Annotated in this window: 15 protein-coding genes; all 15 read left to right on the forward strand. The window is 45.1% G+C overall.

Features of this window, described 5'->3' with window-relative positions; all coding sequences use genetic code 11:
* The first annotated feature begins 83 nt into the window (after positions 1-83).
* The 15 genes from C4F40_RS11440 to C4F40_RS11510 all read left to right on the forward strand — a co-directional run bounded on the left by C4F40_RS11440 (position 84) and on the right by C4F40_RS11510 (position 24,298).
* A complete protein-coding gene (locus tag C4F40_RS11440) occupies positions 84-1,721 on the forward strand; it encodes a polysaccharide lyase (protein ID WP_231390032.1) in 1,638 nt (545 codons plus the stop codon).
* A gap of 18 nt (positions 1,722-1,739) precedes the next feature.
* Positions 1,740-3,350 carry a polysaccharide lyase gene (locus C4F40_RS11445; RefSeq protein ID WP_196939535.1) on the forward strand — a complete coding sequence of 537 codons (1,611 nt, stop codon included), beginning with the start codon at positions 1,740-1,742 and terminating at the stop codon, positions 3,348-3,350.
* Positions 3,351-3,636: 286 nt separating this feature from the next.
* Positions 3,637-6,798 (forward strand): DUF6298 domain-containing protein, encoded by a 3,162-nt coding sequence (locus tag C4F40_RS11450; RefSeq protein ID WP_231390034.1) that lies wholly within the window; start codon positions 3,637-3,639, stop codon positions 6,796-6,798.
* A gap of 149 nt (positions 6,799-6,947) precedes the next feature.
* Complete coding sequence (locus C4F40_RS11455) at positions 6,948-8,354, forward strand: glycoside hydrolase family 140 protein (protein WP_196940397.1); 1,407 nt, start codon at positions 6,948-6,950, stop codon at positions 8,352-8,354.
* A 14-nt stretch (positions 8,355-8,368) separates the two neighbouring features.
* Positions 8,369-9,280: a glycoside hydrolase family 43 protein gene (locus C4F40_RS11460; RefSeq protein WP_196939537.1), complete on the forward strand. Its 912-nt coding sequence runs from the start codon at positions 8,369-8,371 to the stop codon at positions 9,278-9,280.
* 47 nt (positions 9,281-9,327) lie between these two features.
* Positions 9,328-11,157 (forward strand): exo-alpha-sialidase, encoded by a 1,830-nt coding sequence (locus C4F40_RS11465; protein ID WP_196939538.1) that lies wholly within the window; start codon positions 9,328-9,330, stop codon positions 11,155-11,157.
* Positions 11,158-12,591, forward strand: coding sequence for a sialate O-acetylesterase (locus C4F40_RS11470; protein WP_231390035.1), 1,434 nt, complete (start codon positions 11,158-11,160; stop codon positions 12,589-12,591).
* Between the two features lie 10 nt (positions 12,592-12,601).
* A complete protein-coding gene (locus C4F40_RS11475; RefSeq protein ID WP_196939539.1) occupies positions 12,602-15,379 on the forward strand; it encodes a glycoside hydrolase family 2 protein in 2,778 nt (925 codons plus the stop codon).
* 13 nt (positions 15,380-15,392) lie between these two features.
* On the forward strand, positions 15,393-18,125 hold the full coding sequence (locus tag C4F40_RS11480) for an alpha-L-rhamnosidase (protein WP_196939540.1): 2,733 nt from the start codon (positions 15,393-15,395) through the stop codon (positions 18,123-18,125).
* A gap of 5 nt (positions 18,126-18,130) precedes the next feature.
* The gene (locus tag C4F40_RS11485) at positions 18,131-18,763 is read left to right on the forward strand and encodes a DUF3826 domain-containing protein (RefSeq protein ID WP_196939541.1); all 633 of its coding nucleotides are present in this window, start codon (positions 18,131-18,133) and stop codon (positions 18,761-18,763) included.
* 128 nt (positions 18,764-18,891) lie between these two features.
* Entirely contained in the window at positions 18,892-20,037 is a 1,146-nt protein-coding gene (locus C4F40_RS11490; RefSeq protein ID WP_196939542.1) for a sialidase family protein, read from the forward strand.
* Between the two features lie 17 nt (positions 20,038-20,054).
* A complete protein-coding gene (locus tag C4F40_RS11495; RefSeq protein WP_196939543.1) occupies positions 20,055-21,206 on the forward strand; it encodes an iron-containing alcohol dehydrogenase in 1,152 nt (383 codons plus the stop codon).
* A 3-nt stretch (positions 21,207-21,209) separates the two neighbouring features.
* Entirely contained in the window at positions 21,210-22,145 is a 936-nt protein-coding gene (locus C4F40_RS11500; protein WP_196939544.1) for a dihydrodipicolinate synthase family protein, read from the forward strand.
* Positions 22,138-23,166, forward strand: a complete 1,029-nt coding sequence (pdxA, locus tag C4F40_RS11505) for a 4-hydroxythreonine-4-phosphate dehydrogenase PdxA (RefSeq protein WP_196939545.1) — start codon at positions 22,138-22,140, stop codon at positions 23,164-23,166. Before C4F40_RS11500 ends, pdxA begins: the two co-directional genes overlap by 8 nt.
* A gap of 7 nt (positions 23,167-23,173) precedes the next feature.
* On the forward strand, positions 23,174-24,298 hold the full coding sequence (locus C4F40_RS11510; protein ID WP_196939546.1) for a four-carbon acid sugar kinase family protein: 1,125 nt from the start codon (positions 23,174-23,176) through the stop codon (positions 24,296-24,298).
* Positions 24,299-24,300 lie beyond the last annotated feature (2 nt).

Genomic DNA, 24,300 nt, shown 5'->3' on the forward strand with positions numbered 1-24,300 from the left:
GTTAATTTGAATTACAGTTATAAATTAGTGGTAATACAAAAACACAAATAGTAATTTTGATTAATATAGTAAGAGATAGAAAGATGAGGAGGAACATATTTCCATTCGTGCTCATGATCTGCGGATTATTCGCACAGCATGAAGCGCAGGCGCAATATCCGAAAATTCCGGCAGATGTAAAGAAAGCATCTGACGAGTTGATGACAAGGGCCAAACAGCAGTCGGACGAAGCTTGGATAAAGGCTTTACCGGTTATCGAAGAATATGCCAAGCAAGGCAAACCATATATTCCATGGGCGGGACGACCAACAGATCTTCCGCAGGCAGAGATTGCAGCATTTCCGGGAGCAGAGGGCGGTGGTAAGTTTACATTTGGAGGTCGCGGCGGAAAGGTATATGTCGTTACGAGCCTAGAAGATAATGGTCCGGGCACCCTGCGTGAAGCCTGTGAAAAAGGTGGTCCGCGGATCATTGTTTTCAATGTGGCCGGAATTATTCGTCTCAAAACACCGCTAATTATACGTGCACCTTATATTACCATTGCAGGGCAATCCGCTCCCGGTGATGGTGTTTGTGTAGCGGGTGAATCCGTTTGGATTGATACCCATGATGTGCTGATCCGTCATATGCGGTTCAGAAGAGGCGAAACATTTGTGGGTAGAAGGGATGATGCGATAGGTGGTAATCCAGTTGGAAATATCATGATCGATCATGTGTCTGCAAGCTGGGGACTAGACGAAAATATGTCGATGTACCGCCATATGTACAATGATAGTACTGGTAAGCAAGAAGTTAAGTTGGGTACGGTCAATATCACCATACAAAATTCGATATTTTCGGAGGCTTTAGATACGTATAACCACGCATTTGGAAGTACACTTGGAGGCGAGAATTGCACGTTCATGCGAAATCTATGGGCGAATAATGCAGCTAGAAACCCCTCCATAGGTTGGAACGGTATATTCAATTTTTCGAATAATGTAATCTACAACTGGGTGCACCGTGCGATTGATGGCGGAGATTATACCGCACAATACAATATTATCAACAACTACTTTAAACCCGGACCAGCAACACCGGAAGGAAAGCCAATCAGCTATCGTATCCTGAAGCCTGAATCGGGAAGAAGTAAATTACCGTATGTTGTATTTGGCCGTGCTTATGTAAGCGGCAATATAATCGACGGAAACGAAAAAGTAACGGCAGACAACTGGAACGGTGGTGTTCAAATTGAAAACAAAGCGGGCAATGAAATGAGCTTTGAGGAAGCGACCCCGTACTTTGCTGCAATGAAGGTAAGCAAGCCTCTTCCCATGGCCGATATGAAGATTATTCCTACGACAGAAGCTTATACATATGTACTGGAGAATGCGGGCGCAACTTTGCCTAAAAGAGATCCTGTTGATACACGTATTGTGAAAGAGGTTCGCGAAGGGAAGCCAACACCGTTGAAAAATGTAACACTGCCAGAAAAAGATTTCGAACACAGAAGGTTGCCAAAAGATTCGTATAAAATCGGGATCATAACGGATATATCGCAAGTGGGTGGTTATCCTGAATATAAGGGGAAAGCGTATAAAGATAGCGACAATGATGGTATTCCCGATGATGTGGAAAAACGGATGGGTTTAAATCCAAATGATGCATCGGATTCGGCTAAAATTACCGAATCAGGATATGCAAATATTGAAGTTTATCTCAATGAATTAGCCGCAAAATAAGAGGTAAATATGTTGTATATGCAAAAAGTTGTTTTCATTTTATTTGCGCTTGCGAGCCCTGTTTTGTTACATGCACAGTATCCTGTTATTCCAGCGTCATTGGAAGAGGCCGCTAGCCTGCAGCAAGAGTTGGAACAAAAGCGACTTGATGAAGTATGGGCAAAGGCGCGTTTGGTGATGGAACGTGAGGGAAAACCTTATATTCCTTGGGCAGCTAAACCTGCCGATTTGCCTCAAGCAACTATTCCTGCCTTTCCTGGAGCGGAAGGTGGAGGTGCATATACGGCTGGAGGCCGCGGTGGAAAGGTCTATGTCGTGACCAGTTTGGCAGACAGTGGCCCCGGTACATTGCGTGAGGCTTGTGAAGCCGGAGGTGCCCGGATCGTAGTTTTTAATGTCGCAGGTATTATCCGATTGGAAAAGCCCATCGTTGTACAAGCACCTTACATTACAATTGCGGGACAAACAGCACCCGGCGATGGCGTATGTATCGCGGGCGAATCCTTTCTGATCGATACGCACGACGTGATCCTAAGGTATTTACGTTTTCGTAGAGGTGAAACGGATGTCACCCGGCGAGATGATGCCGTGGGCGGCAATGCCGTTGGTAATATTATGATCGATCATATTTCGGCAAGTTGGGGTCTGGATGAAAACATGTCCGTCTATCGACATGTATACGACAGATCGGGGCAAAACTTAAAGTTACCTACCGTTAATATCACCATTCAAAACTCTATTTTTTCGGAGTGTCTGGATACGTATAACCATTCGTTTGGGAGTACAATCGGTGGGTTAAACAGTACGTTTATGCGTAATTTGTGGGCATCCAATATCAGTCGTAATCCTTCAATAGGGATGTATGGCGATTTTGGATTTGTGAACAATGTAATCTGGAATTGGTGGAACAGGAGTATTGACGGCGGAGATCATAAATCTGCGTACAATATTGTCAATAATTACTTTAAACCGGGGCCGATTACGCCCCGCGATAAACCTATTGGCTACCGCATCCTTAAGCCCGAATCGGGCCGCGACAAGGCCAACGCGGATGTTTTTGGAAAAGCATACGTGGCGGGTAATATCGTAGAGGGACATCCGCGTGTCAGCAAAAATAACTGGGATGGGGGCGTGCAGCCGGAAACCTCGGGTGATGAGGCGGCTTTGCTGAGGGAAATCAAAGTTGATAAGCCGTTTGCGCTATCAAACTTCGGGAAAATATTATCTGCTCAAAAGACCTATAACTACGTGTTGCAAAATGTGGGGGCAACCTTGCCCCGTCGCGATGCGGTCGATGAACGGATTGTGAAGCAGGTGCGTACCGGAGAGGTTTTTTACACGGAGCCAAAGGAACCTGTTGAGCCCTCTCCTTATGTCAAGCGCCGTTTGCCTATGGACTCCTACAAGTTAGGTATTATCACGGACGTCAATCAGGTGGGTGGTTATCCGGTCTATCAAGGACAGCCTTATAAAGATTCAGATAATGATGGTATGCCAGACGACTACGAAAGCAAGCATGGATTAGATCCGAACGATCCAAGTGATGCCACTGCAATCGCAAAGTCAGGCTACTCAAATATAGAAGAGTTTCTTAACGGGGTGGTTCCTGTTAAGACGGTTAGACCCTAATGCACGTGTGTCTCCCATACGGTTAGGGTTGGTTATGGTTGGTTTATTTCGAAAAGGTCGCAGATGTGCGGCCTTTTTTTTAAAAAGTTTTTGGGGGTTGCTCGAAGGGCATGTAAAGGGGAGATTGAGGGAAAAGCCCTTGGTAAAATACTACAATAGCTAGAGAAAATGCTATAACTACTTTTGCGCGATTTAAGTTATGTTTGTAGTTGAGGGATAAGCTATTAGCGAGATGTCTTGTGCAAAAACAAACACCTTATTTTATTTTTGCTAAGGGCTTGGTTATGTGAAGCTTGAAATCAAATTAACAAGAGCGATTACATTGAAGAATTATTATACATATTTACCGTTTTTACGCCTAAAACATGGTGCTTTAGGCGTACTGTTGTGCGCTGTTGCGGTTGTAGGATTTGCGCAAGAGAAGAAAGGCCCGATCTCGCTTTCGGCAACGGGTACGTTGCAGTATGTCGTAGATTCTTTAGGGAATCAAGTCCCTGATTTTTCCTATGCCGGTTACCAAAGCGGCAATGACGCCATACCAGAAATACCCGTGAAAATTGTTGTTCCGCGGAAGAGTGGCGATGCAACTACACGGATACAAGCGGCTATTGACTACGTTTCGGGCCTGCCGTTAGACAAGAATGGATTTCGCGGGGGCGTTTTGTTAGAGGCAGGTGAATACGAGGTGGCTGGATCGCTTAAATTGCACAGTTCAGGCGTCGTTTTGCGGGGCGCAGGCTTTGATAACGAGGGGACAGTGCTGTTGGGTACGGGTGAGAATCGGGAAACCTTAATCCGCATTGTTGGTAAAGAAGATCAGCAGACCCAGGTAAAGGCGAATGTAACGTCTGCTTACGTGCCGGTTAATGCCCGGAAGATGACTGTTGACCAGCCTTCGCAATTTAACGTGGGTGATCAGGTAATGATCAAGAGGCCATTTACACAAGAATGGATTAATATACTGGGTACAGATCACTTCGGGGGTGGGATTACCTCCTTAGGATGGAAACCGGGGCGACTTGAGCTGTCATGGGATAGAAATGTGGTATCCGTAGACGGGAACACCATTGAATTAGATGTTCCGATTACCACGGCATTGGATCAGCAGTATGGCGGTGCTACAATTGAAAAGTACACCTGGCCTGGGCGAATCGAAAATGTGGGCGTAGAAAATATGATGTTATTGTCGGCTTACGACACTACTAATCCAAAGGATGAAGATCACCGTTGGATGGGCATAACGATCGAGAATGCTGCCAACAGTTGGGTGCGCCGGATGCAGTTTAAGCATTTTGCCGGCTCTGCAGTGTATGTATTGGCTACAGCCAAGCAGGTTACTGTAGAGGATTGTATTTCGGTAGAGCCTGTTTCCGAAATCGGTGGACAAAGACGCTATACCTTCTACACAAAAGGTCAACAATGTTTATTTCAGCGTTTGTATTCCGAAAAAGGTTATCACGACTTTGCGGTAGGTTACCTAGCGGCAGGACCTAACGCCTTTGTGCAATGTCAGGCTGTTGAGCCCTACAGTTTCAGCGGTGCGATAGACAGCTGGGCTTCGGGAATTTTATTTGATGTGATCGATATCGATGCGCAAGCATTAAGCTATAAAAATAGAGGGCAGGACGGGCAAGGTGCGGGCTGGACAGCGGCTAATTCCGTGTTCTGGCAGATCTCCGCAGCTCTGGTGGAAAATTATCAGCCACCAACCGCCCAAAACTGGGCGTTTGGTGTATGGGCGCAGTTTCAGGGAAATGGCCATTGGGAACAGTCTAACGAATTCGTCAAGCCTAGAAGCTTGTACTATGCACAGCTCAAAGATAGAATCGGTGGCATGGCTGTTGAGCGAACAGTCCTTTTGCCTATCTTGACAGAAGCGTCCAGTAGACCTCCCGTTAGTGTTGCGATGAAGCTAAGTAAGCAAGCGTATAATCTCAATCCACAATTGATTGATTTTATTCGTGAAGCCAAAACCCGTCAATCTTTGCAAATTTCTACATCGGGCCTGCGCACGATAGATCAGGTGGGTTATAAAGAGCCTGTTAAGCATACAGCGCAGGGATCCATGACCGTAGCGAATGGTTGGTTGCAGCGTAATCAACAGGTACTGGTCGGTAAAAAGACAGATATTCAATGGTGGAGCAGTACGGCCAAGCCACACAGTATAGAAAAAGCAAAGCCGCATATCACCCGCTTTGTACCTGGTGAAATGGGCCTTGGCCTTACCGACGATCTGGAAGAAGTGGCAGCGACAATGAAAGCCAATCACGTACTCAGTATAGACCACAATTACGGTCTGTGGTACGACCGTCGTAGAGATGATCACGAACGCGTTCGTCGGATAAATGGCGAAGTATGGCCTCCATTTTATGAACTCCCTTTTGCACGTACCGGAACGGGATTAGCATATGACGGCCTGTCCAAATACGATTTGACCAAATACAATAAATTCTACTGGAATCGTCTAAAGGAATTTGCTGATCTGGCGGACCAAAATGGACTCATATTGCTTCATCAAAATTATTTTCAACATAATATTTTGGAGGCCGGCGCACATTATACCGACTTTCCTTGGCGTACGGCTAATAACGTCAATGAGGTGGGCTTTCCGGAACCGGTTCCCTATGCAGGCGATAAGCGGATCTTTATGGCCGAACAGTTTTATGATGTGAACCATCCGGCACGTCGGGCATTGCACCGTGCTTATATTCGCCAATGTCTAGACAATTTTAGCGACAACGCGAGTGTGATACAGTTGATCAGCGCAGAATATACCGGTCCGCTTCATTTTACACAATTTTGGATTGATGTGATCGCCGAGTGGAAAGCAGAAACGGGCAAAAGCTCCATCATTGCACTCAGCACGCCAAAGGATGTGCAGGATGCGATATTGGCCGACCCGAAACGTGCTGCTGCCGTTGATGTGATCGATATTCGCTATTGGCACTATCAGGAAGATGGTTCGACGCACGCCCCAGAAGGCGGCAAGAACCTTGCGCCGAGGCAGCATGGTTTTGGGAAGAAGACTTCTGCAAAACAGGTGTATCGGGCGGTATCTGAGTACCGCAAGGCGTATCCGGATAAAGCGGTGACCTACCACGGTCCCAACTATCCAGAGATGGCGTGGGCCATTTTTATGGCAGGCGGATCGATGGCCAATCTACCCCTAGTCGGCGACGGTGAATTTTATCGGGCAGCGGCGACGATGAAAGCGGAGTCCGTCCAAGATCATTGGATTTTGAAAGGAAAGGATGGCGGTATCGTCTTTCAACCCAAAGTGCACCAATTGAAGACGCTCTTTCCCGAGTTGAAAGGGGTGTACGCCGTACATTATGTGGATCCTAAAACGGGAAAACTATTGGGGTCGGAGCGGATTAATGTGGACAAACAACCGTTATCCAAAAAATTTAACACATCGGATTTGGTCATTTGGATCAGTAAAAAATAAAATAACGTGAAGAAGTGGTTTAAAAGTCTCAAACATCTAAAAAAACACGTCATCGCGAGGAAGAATGACGTGGCGATCTTCGTTCCTTCGGTTCGATGGCGCCGATGTTTACTTTCTATTGTGAACCATTAAAAACAAACTAAATGTATATGAAAGCTATTCGACATAAATTACTCCCTTTTCTATTGGCAGGCGCATTGTTCTCTTGCGAGTCGGAACAAGAATCAACGGGAATATCAACTTTGAAGGTTTCTGAAAACGGACGTTACCTGACTTCTGCAGACGGCAAACCCTTCTTCTGGTTGGGCGATACCGGCTGGTTGTTGTTTGGTAAGCTGAACCGTGAGGAAGCAGAGTCGTACCTAGAAGACAGAAAGCAAAAGGGATTTAATGTGATTCAAGCCATGGTATTACATACCGTGCCTGCTGTCAATGTATATGGTGATTCGGCAATGATCAATGGCGACATCGCCCGTCCGCTGGTTACGGAAGGTAATAACCCGGATAATGCAGACGAATACGACTATTGGGATCATGTCGATTTTATGATCGATAAAGCGGCTGAAAAGGGAATTTATATGGCATTGGTGCCGGTCTGGGGCTCGCCCGTAAAGGATGGAAAGGTCTCTCCGGAACAGGCAAAGGTGTATGCTGCTTTTCTTGCGGAACGTTGGAAGGATAAGCAAAATATTGTATGGTTGAACGGCGGCGACATCAAAGCGACGGATTCACTCGAGGTATGGAAGGAGATTGGTAAGACGATCAACGCGATTGATACCAATAATTTGATCACGTACCACCCGCGTGGACGCACAGCCTCTTCAGACTGGTTTCACAACGAGCCTTGGTTAGATTTTAACATGGTACAGTCGGGTCACAGAAGGTACGACCAAGATACGTCTGCAAACGAACAGAAGCACTACGGCGAAGACAACTGGAAGTTCATGGAAGTGGATTGGAACTTAAAACCGATCAAACCGACGATTGATGGCGAACCATCGTACGAAGGCATACCACATGGTTTGCATGATATCGAACAGCCGCGCTGGAATGACGCAGATGTACGCCGATACGGCTATTGGTCGGTGTTTGCCGGGGCATTTGGTTATACCTACGGTCAAAACTCCGTGATGCAAATGCATTCCAAAACAGATACCACGACTGCTTACGGTTCGACGGAATTATGGTCGGAGGCCTTACATGCACCTGGAGCAGGGCAAATGAAGTACCTCAAAGAGCTTTTGCTTTCCCAAGACGATTATTTCAATCGTATACCGGATCAGTCTATCGTAGCGGAAAACGGTGAAAAGTATGATCGCTTATTGGCTACCCGTACAGATTCCTATGCCTTTATTTACAACTACAATGGTCGGGAGATGAAGATAAATATGGGTAAGATAAAGGGCGATAACGTTAAGGCATCCTGGTTTAACCCACGTAATGGGGAGAAAACGGCCATTGGCGACGTCGAAAATAAAGGTGTTCAGGTTTTTCAGCCTGAAGGCGGTAAGAAGGACGGCAATGACTGGGTGTTGGTTTTAGAAAGTAAAAATTAAATAAGAGGATTTAGATGGGTTTGATCCGCAACATTCTTTTTTCTGGTGTAATCATCCTTTTGGTGTCTTGCCAAAAGGATGTGTACATGTTTACATCTTTTCATGAACCAGCCGATGAGGGCTTACGGTATTTGTACAGCACGGATGGCTACAAGTGGAATGCGATCGACGGCATTTATTTGAAACCTGAACTGGGTTCTCAAAAAATAATGCGCGATCCGTCAATGGTGCGCGACGAGAACGGGATATACCATCTGGTATGGACAATCGCCTGGAAAGGCGATAAGGGAATCGGGTATGCGCAGTCCAAAGATTTGATCAACTGGGAGAAGCAAAAAATCATACCCGTCATGGAACATGAACCAAGCACGGTGAATGTCTGGGCGCCAGAACTGTTTTACGATGAGGACGTGGATCGGTTCATTATCATCTGGGCTTCTACCATTCCCGGCCGGTTTCCACGTGGAATAGAACCGGAGGATAACAATCAGCGTATGTACTACACGACGACGACGGACTTTGAAACGTTTTCGCCCACGAAGTTATTTGCTGATCCGGGCTTCAGCATTATTGATGCAGTCATTGTGAAAAAGGACAAGGATGATTATGTACTGGTATTGAAAGATAATACGCGCCCCAACCGAAATCTAAAAGTTGCTTTTGCAGATAATCCACTGGGGCCGTATACCGATGTTTCTGAACCATATTCGGATTACCTGACGGAAGGCCCTTCTGTGATCAAGATCAAGGACGAGTGGTTGATTTATTTTGACTCTTATGGGAGTAAGAGCTACGAAGCCGTCGCCACCAAAGATTTTAAAACTTTTGAAAAGGCAAATGACAGAATTTCTGTTCCTGAAGGGCACAAGCACGGTACGATATTCAAAGCGTCTCGGAAGGATTTGAAGAGGTTATTAAGTAGATAAAGAAGCTGATTTGCATATCTGCGAATCCGCAAATAAGAAATAAAAGAATGAAAATAAAGTCAACGATATTAGGGATAGCTGTTTTGGGATTGGTGCAGCAAGCATTTGCACAAGATACGGTACGGTATGTGGGCAAAACGCTTTCAAACGTGGATTATCATCACGGCCAACTAACTCCTGCCGTGGGTACGCATAATATTCAGGTATTCCGCGCAAATAGAGCGTTTCCTGAACTTGCTGGAGGGCATGGGTTTACCTATAATCACCAGCCGTTTTTGGCGTATTGGAACAATACATACTACCTACAGTTTTTGAGTAATCCGATTGGGGAGCACATCGCGGAGGGTAAAAGCTTACTGCAAACCTCTAAAGATGGCTATAGCTGGACCGCTCCCGTAGAAATATTTCCACCCTATCTGGTCCCGGAAGGTTTTACGAAGCCAGGGCGTACCGATAAGGCTGGTAAAGATCTGTATGCGATTATGCATCAACGGATGGGTTTTTACACGGCTAAAAACGGAAAATTGCTGAGCATCGGTTATTATGGCGTCGCGCTTGATGCCAAAGATGATCCAAACGATGGAAATGGCATAGGTCGTGTCGTCCGGGAAATCAATGCAGATGGTTCTTTTGGGCCGATTTACTTTATCCGTTTCAATTCTTCGTTCAATCAAAAATTAGCTAAGTATCCTTTTTATACAAAGAGTAAAGATAAGGCATTTGTACAAGCCTGTAAGGAATTGATGGAGCAACCATTAATGATGCAGCAATGGGTAGAGGAAGCTGATCGCAATGATCCGTTGGTGCCATACAGTCGGCCTATTAAAGCGTTTGCATACTACCATCGAGACAACGGTGATGTGGTTGGTTTTTGGAAACATGCCTTGACTTCCGTGAGTAAGGATGGAGGCAGAAGTTGGGCGTATACACCGCTCCGTGCTCCGGGCTTTGTTAACAGTAACGCAAAAATCTGGGGACAGCGGACTGCAGATGGCCGCTTTGCGACAGTGTACAACCCTTCCGAGTTCAGATGGCCCCTTGCCGTATCGACGAGCAATGATGGACTGAATTACACCGATCTCATGCTGTTAAATGGTGAGATCAGTACCATGCGTTATGGAGGCAATTACAAGTCATACGGCCCACAGTATGTTCGGGGTATTCTGGAAGGAAATGGAGTCGTACCGGACAACAATATGTGGCTGACATACAGCATGAATAAGGAAGATATGTGGGTCGCTAAAGTGCCTGTTCCTCTTGTGTCGACTGTACAGGGAAATGTAAAAGACGACTTCTCAAGCGGAAGTAGCGAAGCCTACAACAAGTGGAATATCTATAGCCCGTTATGGGCAAGTGCTAAGATAGAGGGCAATGCCCTGGTCTTACGCGACAAAGATCCATACGACTACGCGAAAGCCGAACGTGTGGTTCCAGCGTCCAAAAAAATTAAAGTTGAATTTGTCATAACTGCAGAGCAGGCCGATACAGGGAATCTTCAGATCGAGCTTTTAAACAACAAAGGGTTAGCTGCGGCACGTTTGATCTTCGATGCAGATGGCTCGATTAAAAACAAGGCAGGCTACAGAAATGCTGGTGTTCAAACGTATCAAGCAGGACAGCAATATGTGGTTTCGCTAACTGCCGATGTCACTACACGTTCATTCCAGATGTCTATCAATGGCGTGGATAAGGGGACACGCTTATTCTTCCAACCCGTGAGCGAGATCAGTCGCGTCTCCTTCCGCACGGGGGATGTGAGACGTTATCCAGATGCCGATACACCGACCGATCAGGAATTTGATGTTAAGAGTCCAGGTACGGCGGTTGCGGAAGCAGTATATAAGATTCTTTCCTTTAAGGCAGAAAATATAAATTAAATGATACGAATCGTCATATCCCTATATTTGGCTATTTTTTGCGTATCAGCGAAAGCTGATGTTGTATTGCCAAACGTGTTTGCACATCATATGGTGTTGCAACGGGATCAACCGGTTTCTATTTTTGGTGCTGCAGACGTAGGTGAAGATGTCGTAGTGGAATTCGATGGGCAACGCAAATCTACTCGTGCAAATGCGGATGGTTACTGGAAAATAGAGCTTAAAGCCATGAAGGCAAATGCTGTAGGACAGACGTTGACGATTCGTGGCAAAAATGAAATTCGATTGAACGATGTGTTGGTAGGGGAAGTTTGGCTGTGTTCTGGACAATCCAACATGGAGTATCCCATGCGTAAGATCGTAAAGGAAAAAGCGCCGCTGAAAGGGGAGTTTCCTGAACATGCTGTAGCGGAAGCTAACAATGCACAGATAAGGGTTTTTCTAGTTCGCAGAAAGTTCCTCGCGAAACCAGATGGCCGCTATGAGGGGTGGAGTGTAGCACAGGATTCGGCTTTACGCCAGTTTTCTGCACCCGCTTATTTCTTTGGTAAAAAACTTCAGGAAGAACTCGGCGTACCGGTCGGGATTATCTCTTCGGCGGTGAGCGGTAGCCGCATTGAACCTTGGTTGTCTGAATCGTCGTTGCAGGCTTCTCCTTATTTTAAAGATAAAAAAGTGGGCGGAGACCCGGGTAAATTTTACCATTCCATGATCGAACCGCTCGCACCGTACACGATTAAGGGTTTTGTGTGGTATCAAGGAGAGACGAATGTTTTTCTCAAGGAAACGGTGGCATATGCGCACAAAATGAAAGCGTTAATAAGCGCGTGGAGAGCACTGTGGCAAAATAAAAAAATGCCCTTCTACTTTACGCAAATAGCGCCTTTCCATTACTCATTGGACGAAAAGGGCGAGGTAAGTATGGACAGAACGGTACTGCCAGAGTTTCGTGAGGCGCAGGATCTGGTACTTCAAATACCTTTTACTGCACGTATCATTACGACGGATCTGGTTGATAATATTCATGATATTCATCCCAATTATAAATGGGAAATAGGACGTCGGCATGCGCTGAAAGCATTAAAATACGCCTATAAAAAAGATATACTGGCCGACGGCCCTGAATTCCGGAAGGTGACATACCAAGGCAACAAAGCTTTGGTTCATTTTAGCGGTGCAGGCGATGGCTTGCAGGCAGTAGATGGAAAGCCGTTAACTGGATTTGAAGTAGCGGGGATAGATGATAAGTATTATCCTGCTGATGCGATTATTCGGAACACAACGATTGTGTTGCAAAGTGAACAGGTACCGCAGATTCGGCAGGTGCGTTTCGCGTGGGATGAGGCAGCACAGCCTAATCTCGTGAACAGTGCTGGATTGCCGGCAGCACCTTTTAGAACAAACAATCCCACTAAAAATTTAAAACTGAAATAGCTGATATACGATGAAATTTGGCCTAAAAATAGCATTTTCTTTACTGTTGATCCTGTGTATTGGAGGGGACATCCTTGCCCAGAAAACCGAAATACAATATTTGTCCGGAAGAGGTAAAGATAATACTACGTTATGGGATTTTTACGTAACCGAAGGGCGTCAATCGGGGTCGTGGACCAAGATCGCTGTGCCATCTAATTGGGAGCTGCAAGGATTCGGTAAGTACAACTACGGATTCAATAAGGTAGAAAATAAGGGCAAGGAAGAAGGGCGTTATAAGCACACTTTTGTGCTGGATAAGTCTTGGAAAGGGAAGAAAGTCAATATCGTTTTTGAAGGGTCGATGACCGATACGGAAGTCAAGATCAATGGAAAATTGGCTGGCGAAATTCATCAAGGTTCTTTTTACGTTTTCAAGTATGATATTTCCGACCTAGTGCAGTATGGAAAAACGAATATTTTGGAGGTTAATGTCGCGAAGCATTCTGCCAATACATCGGTAAATGCTGCAGAGCGGGAAGCTGACTATTGGATTTTCGGCGGTATCTTTCGCCCGGTGTATCTCGAGGCGCTTCCAAAAGATCATCTCGCCCGCGTGTCGTTGGATGCGAAGGCAGATGGTAGCTTTCGTGCAAAAATTCGGACGGAAGGCGCTGCAGATAGGGTTCGTATGCAGTTGTATGATGATCAGGGGAAAGCGTATGGATCGGCTATTGAACAGCAGCTAAACGGAACGGAGACCTGGTTAAACGCGACGTTTTCTGATCCAAAATTGTGGTCATCGGAATTTCCCAATTTATATAAAGCGCAGTTCACCTTATTAAAGAAAGGAAAAGTGCAGCACCAGATCGAACAGAAGTTGGGATTTCGTACTGTTGAAGTCAAGGAGCGCGACGGGGTTTTTATCAACGGGGTAAAAATAAAGTTTAAGGGTGTCAACCGGCATTCTTTTCATCCGGAATCCGGTAGAACGACTAGTAAAGAAATTAGCGTCCATGATGTCAAACTCATGAAAGAAATGAACATGAATGCCGTCCGTATGGCGCATTATCCGCCAGACAATCATTTTTTGGAAGCATGTGATTCCTTAGGGCTATATGTGATGAATGAATTGGCCGGCTGGCATGGCCACTATGATACGCAAGTGGGATCAAAATTATTGCGCGAAATGATGGCGGTTTCTGAAAATAACCCATCGATTATTTTTTGGGCTAATGGAAACGAGGGCGGACACAACGCCGAGCTGGATGCGTTTTTTTTCGAAGAGGATATCCAAAAGCGCCCGCTGATCTATCCATGGGCGGTCTATGGCGGATTTGAAACGACCCACTACCGCGAGTATAATTATGGTATTGGTACCTATGATCATGGACATAACATCGTGATGCCAACAGAATTTTTGCACGGCATGTTTGATGGTGGTCACGGTGCAGGGATAGAAGACTATTGGAAGGCGATGTGGGCAAATCCGCTATCTGCCGGCGGTTTCCTATGGGATTTTCAGGATCAAGGGGTGATACGGACTGATAAGCAGGACAGTATTGATACGGATGGTAACCACGGTGCAGATGGTATTGTTGGTCCGTACTACGAAAAAGAGGGTAGCTTTTATACGATTAAGGAAGTGTGGAGTCCGATTTTCTTTGAAAAAAGAGAAATGACCAAGGGATTTGACGGTGCTTTTCAGATCGAAAACAGGTATTCGTTCACTAATATCAATCAATGTACATTTTCGTATGAACTACGGAAACTTGGAAAATTTGGCGAAGATAAGGGAAGCCAATCGGGCACAATTGCTTCGCCAGATATCAAACCGTACGACAGGGGGATATTGAAAGTTAATTTTCCAACCGATTGGCATAGCTACGATGCACTGTATATTACGGCCAAAGATGCGCATGGACTCGAAGTGTATACCTGGAGCTTTCCGATTACCTTGCCCGTGCAGAAGGCAAAACAACTGATAACAGCTGGGAGTGGTACCATTCAGGTCGCCGAAAATAACGATAGCCATATTATCAAAGCAAATGGGATAACATTCCATATTAATAAGACGACTGGATTATTGGAACAGGTTGAGAATGCAAAGGGGCGGATTCCATTTGCAAATGGACCTGTACTGCAGGAAGCTGTGAACAACTTTAAGGATTTTAAGCTTACCAACGAAAATGATAAAGTCGTAATTGCGTCCACATTTGATAAAAAGGAAAGTTATAACACACTCCGTTGGGAGATTTCGGCTTCGGGCCAATTGAAAATGCATGTGCAGTATTTCCCGGAAGCGTATTTTACCAAGTTCGTTGGCGTGAATTTTTCTTTTCCGGAGGATCAGATTAAAGGGGTGGAATACATGGGTATGGGGCCATACCGCGTTTGGAAAAACCGCATGAAGGGGAATCAGTTTGGTGTGTGGGAAAAGGAGTATAACGATGTCGCTACCGGCGAAGTTCCTTTCCAGTATCCAGAATTTAAAGGATACCATAGCAACATGTATTGGACTAAATTTATTATGAAGGATCAATCCTTTAAGGCATTTACGGATAGGGAGGATGTGTTCTTACGTTTATTTACACCTAAAGAGCAAAAAGATACGGACTGGAAAAATATGGAACCGACTTTTCCAAATGGCGATATTTCTTTTATGAATGGTATATCGGCGATAGGCACGAAAACACAGAAGCCGGAAACTACGGGGCCAATGGGTATGAAACATGTGTATTATGATTTTGAGAAAGAGCCGATAAGGGCGTTGCATATGGTGGTTTACTTTGATTTTTCGGGAGAGTAGTAAAATGAAAGAGATGACGAAGAGTATAGGTTTGATTTTCCTGCTGTGTTTAAGCTTAACCACTTTTGCACAAACCCGAGTAGATGCTTTACGTTGTGAGTTATTGCACAATCCAATCAGTATGGATGTGCTACATCCTCGTCTAAGTTGGAACATCAATACGGACGAAAGAAATGTGGTACAGCTTGCTTACCAAGTGTTGGTGGCTTCTTCTTTGGAAAAGTTGGATCAGAATGAAGGGGATTTATGGGATTCCGGAAGGCAGGAATCTAGTAATTCGATTCATGTGAGCTACGCCGGCAAGACGTTGCGGAGCAGACAGAAAGCGTTTTGGAAAGTACGTGTGTACACCAACAAAGGCGACTTGCCCTGGTCTGCACCGGCTTCCTGGACAATGGGCTTGTTGCACTACAAAGATTGGACCGGCCGCTGGATCGGTTTCGATCGTTATTTCCCTACCGACAACGCGGAGGAAGGACGGTTATCGGCGCGTTATCTTCGAAAAGAATTCAAGACGGAGAAAAAAGTGAAGAAAGCCATGGCATACATTATGGGTATGGGGCTATATGAGCTGTATATAGATGGCAAAAAAGTAGGTGATCAGGTATTGGCGCCTTCACCGACGGATTATACGAAAAATATCAAGTATAATGTGTTTGATGTGACGGATCGGCTGACTGAAGGGGATCATGCATTGGGCGTAATTTTAGGAAATGGTCGTTTTTATGCGATGCGGCAAGCAAAGCCGTACAAAGTTAAAACCTTTGGATTTCCGAAGTTACAGTTTCAATTGATGATTACGTACACGGATGGCTCTACGGAAACGATCAAAACAGATAACTCATGGAAAGGTACGGCGAACGGGCCCATCACGGCAAACAATGAGTACGATGGGGAAGATTACGATGCCCGTAAGGAATTCGTCGGATGGACGAATGCAGGATTTGATGATGCTGAATGGTTGCCTTCTGAATACGTGCAGGAACCGGGAGGTACTTACGAGGCACAGCTGAATGGACACATGAAGGTGATGCGCGATCTTGTTCCTGTGACCATCACGCCAAAAGGAAATGACCGGTATATTCTCGACTTCGGGCAAAATTTTTCGGGCTGGGTGAAGATGAAGGTAAAAGGGGAGAGTGGCACGAAGGTAATGCTTCGTTTTGCGGAATCGTTGTCGGATAATGGCGATCTTTTTGTGACAAATCTGCGCGATGCTAAGGCTACAGACCATTATACGTTGCGTGGAGGTGAGGTCGAAGAATGGGAACCCCGTTTCACCTATCACGGATTCCGTTATGTTGAGGTAAATGGCTATCCCGGCACACCGACCAAAGCCGATTTTGTTGGTCGTTTTGTTTATGATGCGATGGAAACAGTAGGCACGTTCACGTCTTCTAATACGCTGTTAAACCAAATTCATCAGAATGCCTGGTGGGGCATAGCGTCTAATTACAAAGGGATGCCTGTCGATTGTCCACAGCGAAACGAACGTCAGCCTTGGCTGGGCGATCGCCCCGTAACGGCCTATGGGGAGACTTTTCTATTTGATAACACAAACTTTTACATTAAATGGCTGGAAGATATCCGTTTGTCTCAAAAGGAGGACGGCGCCATACCAGATGTTGCTCCGGCTTTTTGGCGGTATTACAGTGACAACATTACCTGGCCGGGCACTTATCTGATGATAGCGGATATGTTGTACCGGCAAACGGGCGATATTCGCGTACTACAGCAGCACTACCCTGCGATGAAGAAGTGGATAAACTATATGGCGACGCGTTATATGGATACGGAAGGCATCATCACAAAAGACAGTTATGGAGATTGGTGTTTTCCTCCGGTATCGATAGAAGCTGGGCGTGGACAGATTGCCGACAAGAAGTATCCAAGCGCGCTGATATCCAGTGCGAATTATTATTATTTGCTTAACCTGATGGCCCGATTTAGTGCCCTAGTCGATCAGGACGACGATAAGCTAGCTTTTGAAAAAAGTGCGGAGGACATGAGGATGGCCTTCAACAAACGGTTTTATAATGCAGAGGGCTTTTATGGAGACAACAAGCTCACAGAGAATATCCTAGCGCTACAGTTTGGCTTGGTTGAAGAAGAAAACAAGACCCGACTACAGAGCCAGATTGTACATAACATTGAAGTCGAAAATAACGGACACTTGAGTACAGGTGTAGTGGGCATACAATGGTTGATGCGTACGCTGACGGATATGGGACGTGCGGATTTAGCCTATAAATTGGCAACAAATACAACGTATCCTTCGTGGGGATACATGGTCGAAAACGGTGCGACAACAATCTGGGAGCTATGGAATGGAAACACGGCGCATCCAAAGATGAATTCGCAAAACCATGTGATGATGCTTGGCGATCTGTTGGTGTGGTATTATGAGCATCTTGCTGGTATCAAATCTGCCGATAAGGCCTTTCAGACTATTGTAATGAAACCGGAAATCGTTGGTGATCTGACATTTGTTAACGCATCCTATAACAGTTCGCGTGGTCTGATCGAATCGCACTGGGTTAAATCAAAATCAAACTTTGAGTGGCAGGTCCGTATTCCGGCCAATGCTAAGGCGATCCTGCATATACCTGCCAAAGATCTGCAATCTATTACGGAGAACGGTAAGCGGATTCAGAACAATAGCATGTTTAACGTTCTGGGATCGGAAAACGGTAGGACGACCGTGGAAATTGGATCAGGACAATATCAATTCAAAACCAAATTGTAAATCGGATGAGAATATTACGTATGATCGTCTTTGCGCTATTTATGACAGCAACTGCTGTTGCGCAAGACAAAAGTGGAGAAGAAAGGAAGGCAACCGAGTGGGTGGCTGAATTGAAATTAGCAGATGTTGCAAAGAAGGAAAAAGTGATACAGCTGATCACGGACCACCTTTCTGCAGTAAAAGAATGGCACAATAGTCATCCAGCCAGTACGGTTCCCGCAGGGATCAATCCGTTGACGGGTCAGAAATTAAGTGAATTGGATCGATCCATTATTGCAGATTCGGCCATGCCCGATAGCGTGCACCACAATGTGATGCAGGGGTTAGGTGAGGTGTTAACTCCAGAACAGGTGATTTTTATTCTTGATAAGTATACGATTGGTAAGGTGGACTTTACCATGAAGGGATATTACGCAATTGTACCGGATCTTACGACAGAAGAGGCGAAAACGATTCGTGGGTACTTGGAAGAAGCGCGTGAAATGGCGATCGACTACAAAAATATGAAACAGATTTCGGCCATTTTTGAAATCTATAAAACAAAGTCAGAATCCTATCTGAATGCCAACGGAAGAAATTGGCGTCAGCTGTTTAAGGACTATGTGAATAAAGTGAAAGCAGAAAAGGAAAAGAAGTGATTGAATAGAACGGATCACCTTAAAGGAAAAAAAACAAAAAAAATGAAACCATCATGATTTTTCAGACCATAAAATGGGATGAATAAATCTGATAGCTTCATCGCTATTAAAAAAACAAATTTAGACGAATGAAAAAGAAGTTGGCTGCGGCAGTAGTTTTTTGTATCGCATTGTCGGTATCGTTAGCGCAGGAGAATGCGCTGTACAAGTGGAGAAAAGGTATAGTGACGGATGAATTTATTTATGAATCTGCACCATTTCCATCGTGTCATTCGGCAACGATGGCCGAAACTCCTCAGGGACTGGTTTACGCTTTTTTTGGCGGAACCCGCGAACGCAATCCGGATGTGGAGATCTATGTTTGCCGATATGAGAACGGCAAATGGACTGCCCCCGAATCTGCGGCGGATGGCATACAAGAGGACAGCAGCCGGCTACCTACATGGAATCCGGTGTTGTACCAGATTCCGGATGGCGACTTATTACTTTTTTATAAAGTAGGGCCAAAGCCCTCAGAATGGTGGGGTATGCTAAAGCGTTCCAAAGATCATGGTAAAACTTGGTCGGCAGCGGAGAAGTTGCCAGACGGCTTTTTGGGCCCGATAAAGAATAAACCTATTTTGTTGAGCAATGGTAATTTAATCAGCCCTACCAGTACCGAAGGAAATGGATGGAATATTCACTTCGAAATTAGCGCTGATTTTGGTAAAACCTGGCGTAAGACAGGATCGATTGATCGCGGTGTCGATAATGTAAATGCGATACAGCCCAGTATTTTGGATCATGGAAATGGAAAATTGCAAATTTTGGCAAGAAGTCGCAATTGGGCTATTGTAGAATCTTGGTCTACCGACAATGGAGAGACCTGGACTCCTTTGGTAAAGAGTAGCTTACCAAACAACAATTCGGGTACGGATGCCGTAACAATGAAAAATGGTACCCATGTGCTGGTGTACAACCATGTATTACCTCCGTCTGATAATCCGAAGGGAAAACGCACACCATTGAACGTGTCTATTTCCAAGGATGGTAAAAATTGGGATGCTGTATTAATCCTGGAGGACTCACCGATCAGCCAATATTCCTATCCCGCTGTTATACAGACGAAAGATGGACTGCTGCATTTTGCTTACACCTGGAGACGTGAGAAAATGAAACATGTGGTCGTGGATCCGGCAAAACTGAAAAAGAGAAAGATTAAAAATGGAATATGGCCAACGGTAAAAGGGTACAGCTTGCCAGAAGAAGAACCCTATAAAGCAGAAGAGGAGTAACTGATAGTTAATTGTATATGTCAACAAGTCGTGTGTTAAAAATAAATTTCCCGGGTAAATTGGTGTTTGGGAATGGGGTGTTAAAGCAACTGGAAGAGGACCTTATCCACATGCAGTGCAGGGGAATCATCTTGATGACTATCGCTCCTTTAATGGATCAGTTAGCGCCCTTCATACAGGCGCTGCGCGATCATTCTATTCAGGTTACTGTGGACACGAGCATTGTACAGGAACCCACCTTCGCTGATTTTCGGAAGATTATGGAACAGTTTCATTCTGCTGATGTGGACACCGTGGTAGGAATAGGAGGAGGTAGCGTTTTAGATGTTGCGAAATTGGTTGCCGCACAATTGGGCAACACCCAAACCTTAGAGGAGATCGTTGGAAATGGGTTGTTGGAAGGACGAGGGAAGCGTTTGATTTGTATACCGGCTACATCCGGTACAGGAAGCGAGGTCTCTCCCAATGCTATTTTAGTCGATGACGAAGGGCAAAAGAAGGGTATAATCAGTCCATTTTTAGTCCCGGATATGGTATATGCTGATCCACTGCTAACCTTAAGCCTGCCCGCTTCCATTACGGCAGCTACAGGTCTGGATGCATTAACGCACTGTCTGGAAGCTTACACCAACAAGTTTTCACAGCCCTTTATTGACATGTATGCTTTTGAAGGTATGCGTTTGATTGCGTCCAACCTGGAAGAAGCGGTAAATAATGGAGGTAATGAGGAGGCCCGAAGCCAGGTCGCCTTGGGTAGTATCTTGGGTGGTTTCTGTCTAGGTCCGGTCAATACCGCAGGGGTTCATGCCTTGTCTTATCCATTGGGGAGTTTATTCCACTTACCTCACGGGCTATCAAATGCATTATTGTTGCCTTATGTGATGGAATACAACTATAGCGCAAGTCCAAAGAAATATGCTGAGGTAGCTATTGCCTTGGGCTGCAACAGAGGAGCGACAGATGAAGAAACAGCACACGCTGGAATAGCGAAAATAAAAGAACTTATAAAAGTTTGCGGTATACCCGCTCGCTTGCGCGAATTGGATATCCCGAAAGATGCTATTCCACAGATGGCGGAAGATGCCATGAAAATTACAAGATTATTGGTGAATAATCCGAGAGAAATTAAATTGTCAGATGCGATATCCATTTTTAATGCCGCCTATTAATTTATGAAAGAAGATAAAATGAAAGATACTATTGTTCCTGTAGTTGCGCCACTCCATCAGGATCGTACGTTGGATAAGGACGCTGTAGGGCGTATTTTCGCGTACTTATATGCACATAATGCAATTCCATTTATATTGGGGACAACAGGCGAGTCTGCTTCACTTTCCAATGCCTTCAAAGAAGAGTACCTACAAGCGGCTTTTGCAAGTAAGGTGGAAGGGCAAGAAGTTTACGTGGGGATTTCGTCTAATATACTGGAAGAATCCGTTGATTTGGCGCAGCAGGCGTACGATCTAGGTGTAAAAGCGGTAGCAGCAACATTACCCACCTATTATAAGCTTTCAGATACACAGATGGAGAATTATTTTCTGCAGCTAGCTGAAAAATGCCCTGCTGATTTGATTATCTACAATATTCCTGCGACGACACATATGTCAATTCCACTGTCTTTATTGGACAAATTGAGCTACCATCCAAAAATCGTTGGGGTTAAGGATTCCGAAAGAAGTATAGAAAGGCTGGATCAGTCGTTATCGTTGTGGGCGGATCGGGCAGATTTTAAACATTACATGGGGTGGGCAGCGCAGTCTGCTTATGCCATGATCAACGGTAGTGCCGGAATAGTGCCCAGTTCGGGTAATTTTGCCCCTGCTATTTATCAACAGATGTGCCTCGCAGTACAGGATGGCGACGCGAGTTTAGCGTATGCATTGCAGAAGCAGTCGGACGATTTGGGTGCATTATACCAAACGGACAAATCATTGGGCGAATCCCTATGGGCGTTAAAAGTTCTGATGAAAGAGCTAGGCCTATGTGATGCGTATATGATGCCACCGTTACACGCATTGGACGTAGCGGAGGAGACTAAACTGATTTCCGCATTCCAAGAGTTAATTAACAAAGAAAGTATAAAATTGAATATTACGAATAATGTCTAAACCTATCATTGGTATTACCATGGGTGATCCGGCTAGTATTGGTCCAGAGATTGCGTTAAAAGCGGCTCTAAATCCGCATATTTATGAGATCTGTAAGCCCTTGCTGGTGGGGGATATGGGTGTTTTCGAACATATTGCTAGATCGCTCGGGATGGATATCAAATTACATGCTGTAGACCGTGTAGCCGATGCACTATTCCAGTATGGCACGGTAGATATCTTCGATCTCAACAATACGAATCTGGAAAAGGTAACTTTCGGAGAGATTTCTGCCGAGGCGGGTAAGGCTTCTTTTGAAGCGGTGACGAAAGTGATTGACCTCGCGCTGAAGGGACAGGTGCAAGCCACTGTGACGGGCCCCATCAACAAAAAATCGATAAATGAAGCAGGACATCACTTTGCGGGACATACCGAGATCTATGCACACTATACGGGTACGAAAAAGTATGCGATGCTGTTGGTAGAGGATAACTTAAAAGTGATTCACGTATCGACGCATGTTTCGCTCCGCCAGGCCTGTGATCTTGTGAAAAAGGAACGGATTATAGAGGTCGTCGAGCTATTACAAAATGGCTTAATTAGCCTTGGTGAAAAAAATCTGAAAATCGGTATTGCAGGATTAAATCCGCATGCAGGTGATTCCGGGCTCTTCGGTACAGAAGATGACGAAGAGATTTTGCCGGCAGTAGAACAGGCGCGCGCAATGGGTTATGATGTGGATGGACCAGTTCCTGCTGATACCTTGTTTTCAAAGGCGGCGACGGGTCACTATGGTGGTATTGTAGCCATGTATCACGATCAGGGACACATTCCCTTTAAGTTGACAGGCTTTAAGTGGAATGCGGAGAAGAAACAGATGGATAGTGTAAAAGGTGTCAATATTACGATGGGACTGCCGATCATTCGTACATCGGTAGATCATGGTACTGCGTTTGAGATTGCGGGTAAGGGTGTTGCAAGTCCTGATGCAATGATTTTGGCAATTGAGTCGGCAGTGCAGCTTACACAAAATAAATCTTAAAGCTGCGATGGCATTCATCTTGGTTATAGCAGATGATCTGACAGGGGCCGCCGAATTGGGGGGTGTTGCTTTGCGCTACAATCTTACTGCTGAGGTGGTACACGACTTGTCCGAAAAGTTGTATACCGATGTGTGTATATTGAATACCAATACCAGATCTTTAAAAGAAGATCAGGTATTATCACATCTGCATAATCTATTCCAGGCAATCGAGATAAATAATTTTACATTTATTTACCTTAAATTCGATTCGGCATTGCGTGGGCATATCTACCAAGAGGTGACATTTTATCAACAGCTTTTCGGGGTAAATAGGCTTATATTTTGTCCTGCCAATCCTGTTTTTGGCCGAATTATCGATAAGGGGATGTATTGGGTAAACGATAAACTTATTCATCAGACAGCTTTTGCACACGATCCGGAATTTCCGATTCATACTTCGACGGTGTTAGATCTGTTGGACGCAGCAAGTAATTGGCAATTATTATCGGTTGACGATGAACTGGAAAAGGAAGGTGTTTATGTCGCTGAAGTAAAAAGGCAAAAAGACGTGCAGCGATTGGCCTCGCGGTCTGCTGATGCTCGTCTTGCAGCAGGAGGCGCGGCTTTTTTCAATGAATTGCTCGCGCAACGGTTTCCATTGGGACTGAATGAACAGCACGATAGCGTTGAACGTGTTCAAGAACCGGTATTGTTTATTTGTGGATCAACCCACGAAAATTCACGGCAATGGATAAACCAAGTGCCCTCACAATACGTCTTATCGTGGGACGGAGTAGATCCGAATATCGTTTACGATTTAGCGACGGTGTTAAATACGTATGGAAAGGCGGTTTTCGCTTTGCATACACAGGTGCAGGCCGAAGCAGCAGTCGTCCGAGAAAAAATGGCAGAAATCGTGGCTGTTGTACAGTCCCGTCAAATTATAAAGGAATTGTGCATCGAAGGCGGAGCGACGGCTTATGAAGTTTTAAAAAAATTAGGAATTACAGGTTTTACGCCAGTCAGCGAGTTGGACCAAGGTGTGATACGTGCAAAGGTACGAGACGGGGAGCTCTATCTAACGTTGAAACCCGGAAGTTATACTTGGCGTAGAGATCTGTTCAAATTTGATACGCATTTAAACCAATAAAT

It is taken from the genome of Sphingobacterium pedocola (genome assembly GCF_015209965.1).
In the GTDB taxonomy this organism is placed as follows: Bacteria; Bacteroidota; Bacteroidia; order Sphingobacteriales; family Sphingobacteriaceae; genus Sphingobacterium; species Sphingobacterium pedocola.

What these genes read in the sequence shown, in the direction of transcription:
- C4F40_RS11460 (WP_196939537.1), top strand. Translation starts at nt 8,369, where the DNA reads ATGGGTTTGATCCGCAACATTCTTTTTTCTGGTGTAATCATCCTTTTG.
- C4F40_RS11480 (WP_196939540.1), top strand. Translation starts at nt 15,393, where the DNA reads ATGACGAAGAGTATAGGTTTGATTTTCCTGCTGTGTTTAAGCTTAACC.
- C4F40_RS11445 (WP_196939535.1), top strand. Translation starts at nt 1,740, where the DNA reads ATGCAAAAAGTTGTTTTCATTTTATTTGCGCTTGCGAGCCCTGTTTTG.
- C4F40_RS11495 (WP_196939543.1), top strand. Translation starts at nt 20,055, where the DNA reads ATGTCAACAAGTCGTGTGTTAAAAATAAATTTCCCGGGTAAATTGGTG.
- C4F40_RS11500 (WP_196939544.1), top strand. Translation starts at nt 21,210, where the DNA reads ATGAAAGAAGATAAAATGAAAGATACTATTGTTCCTGTAGTTGCGCCA.
- C4F40_RS11440 (WP_231390032.1), top strand. Translation starts at nt 84, where the DNA reads ATGAGGAGGAACATATTTCCATTCGTGCTCATGATCTGCGGATTATTC.
- C4F40_RS11510 (WP_196939546.1), top strand. Translation starts at nt 23,174, where the DNA reads ATGGCATTCATCTTGGTTATAGCAGATGATCTGACAGGGGCCGCCGAA.
- C4F40_RS11470 (WP_231390035.1), top strand. Translation starts at nt 11,158, where the DNA reads ATGATACGAATCGTCATATCCCTATATTTGGCTATTTTTTGCGTATCA.
- C4F40_RS11490 (WP_196939542.1), top strand. Translation starts at nt 18,892, where the DNA reads ATGAAAAAGAAGTTGGCTGCGGCAGTAGTTTTTTGTATCGCATTGTCG.
- C4F40_RS11475 (WP_196939539.1), top strand. Translation starts at nt 12,602, where the DNA reads ATGAAATTTGGCCTAAAAATAGCATTTTCTTTACTGTTGATCCTGTGT.
- C4F40_RS11465 (WP_196939538.1), top strand. Translation starts at nt 9,328, where the DNA reads ATGAAAATAAAGTCAACGATATTAGGGATAGCTGTTTTGGGATTGGTG.
- C4F40_RS11485 (WP_196939541.1), top strand. Translation starts at nt 18,131, where the DNA reads ATGAGAATATTACGTATGATCGTCTTTGCGCTATTTATGACAGCAACT.
- C4F40_RS11455 (WP_196940397.1), top strand. Translation starts at nt 6,948, where the DNA reads ATGAAAGCTATTCGACATAAATTACTCCCTTTTCTATTGGCAGGCGCA.
- pdxA (WP_196939545.1), top strand. Translation starts at nt 22,138, where the DNA reads ATGTCTAAACCTATCATTGGTATTACCATGGGTGATCCGGCTAGTATT.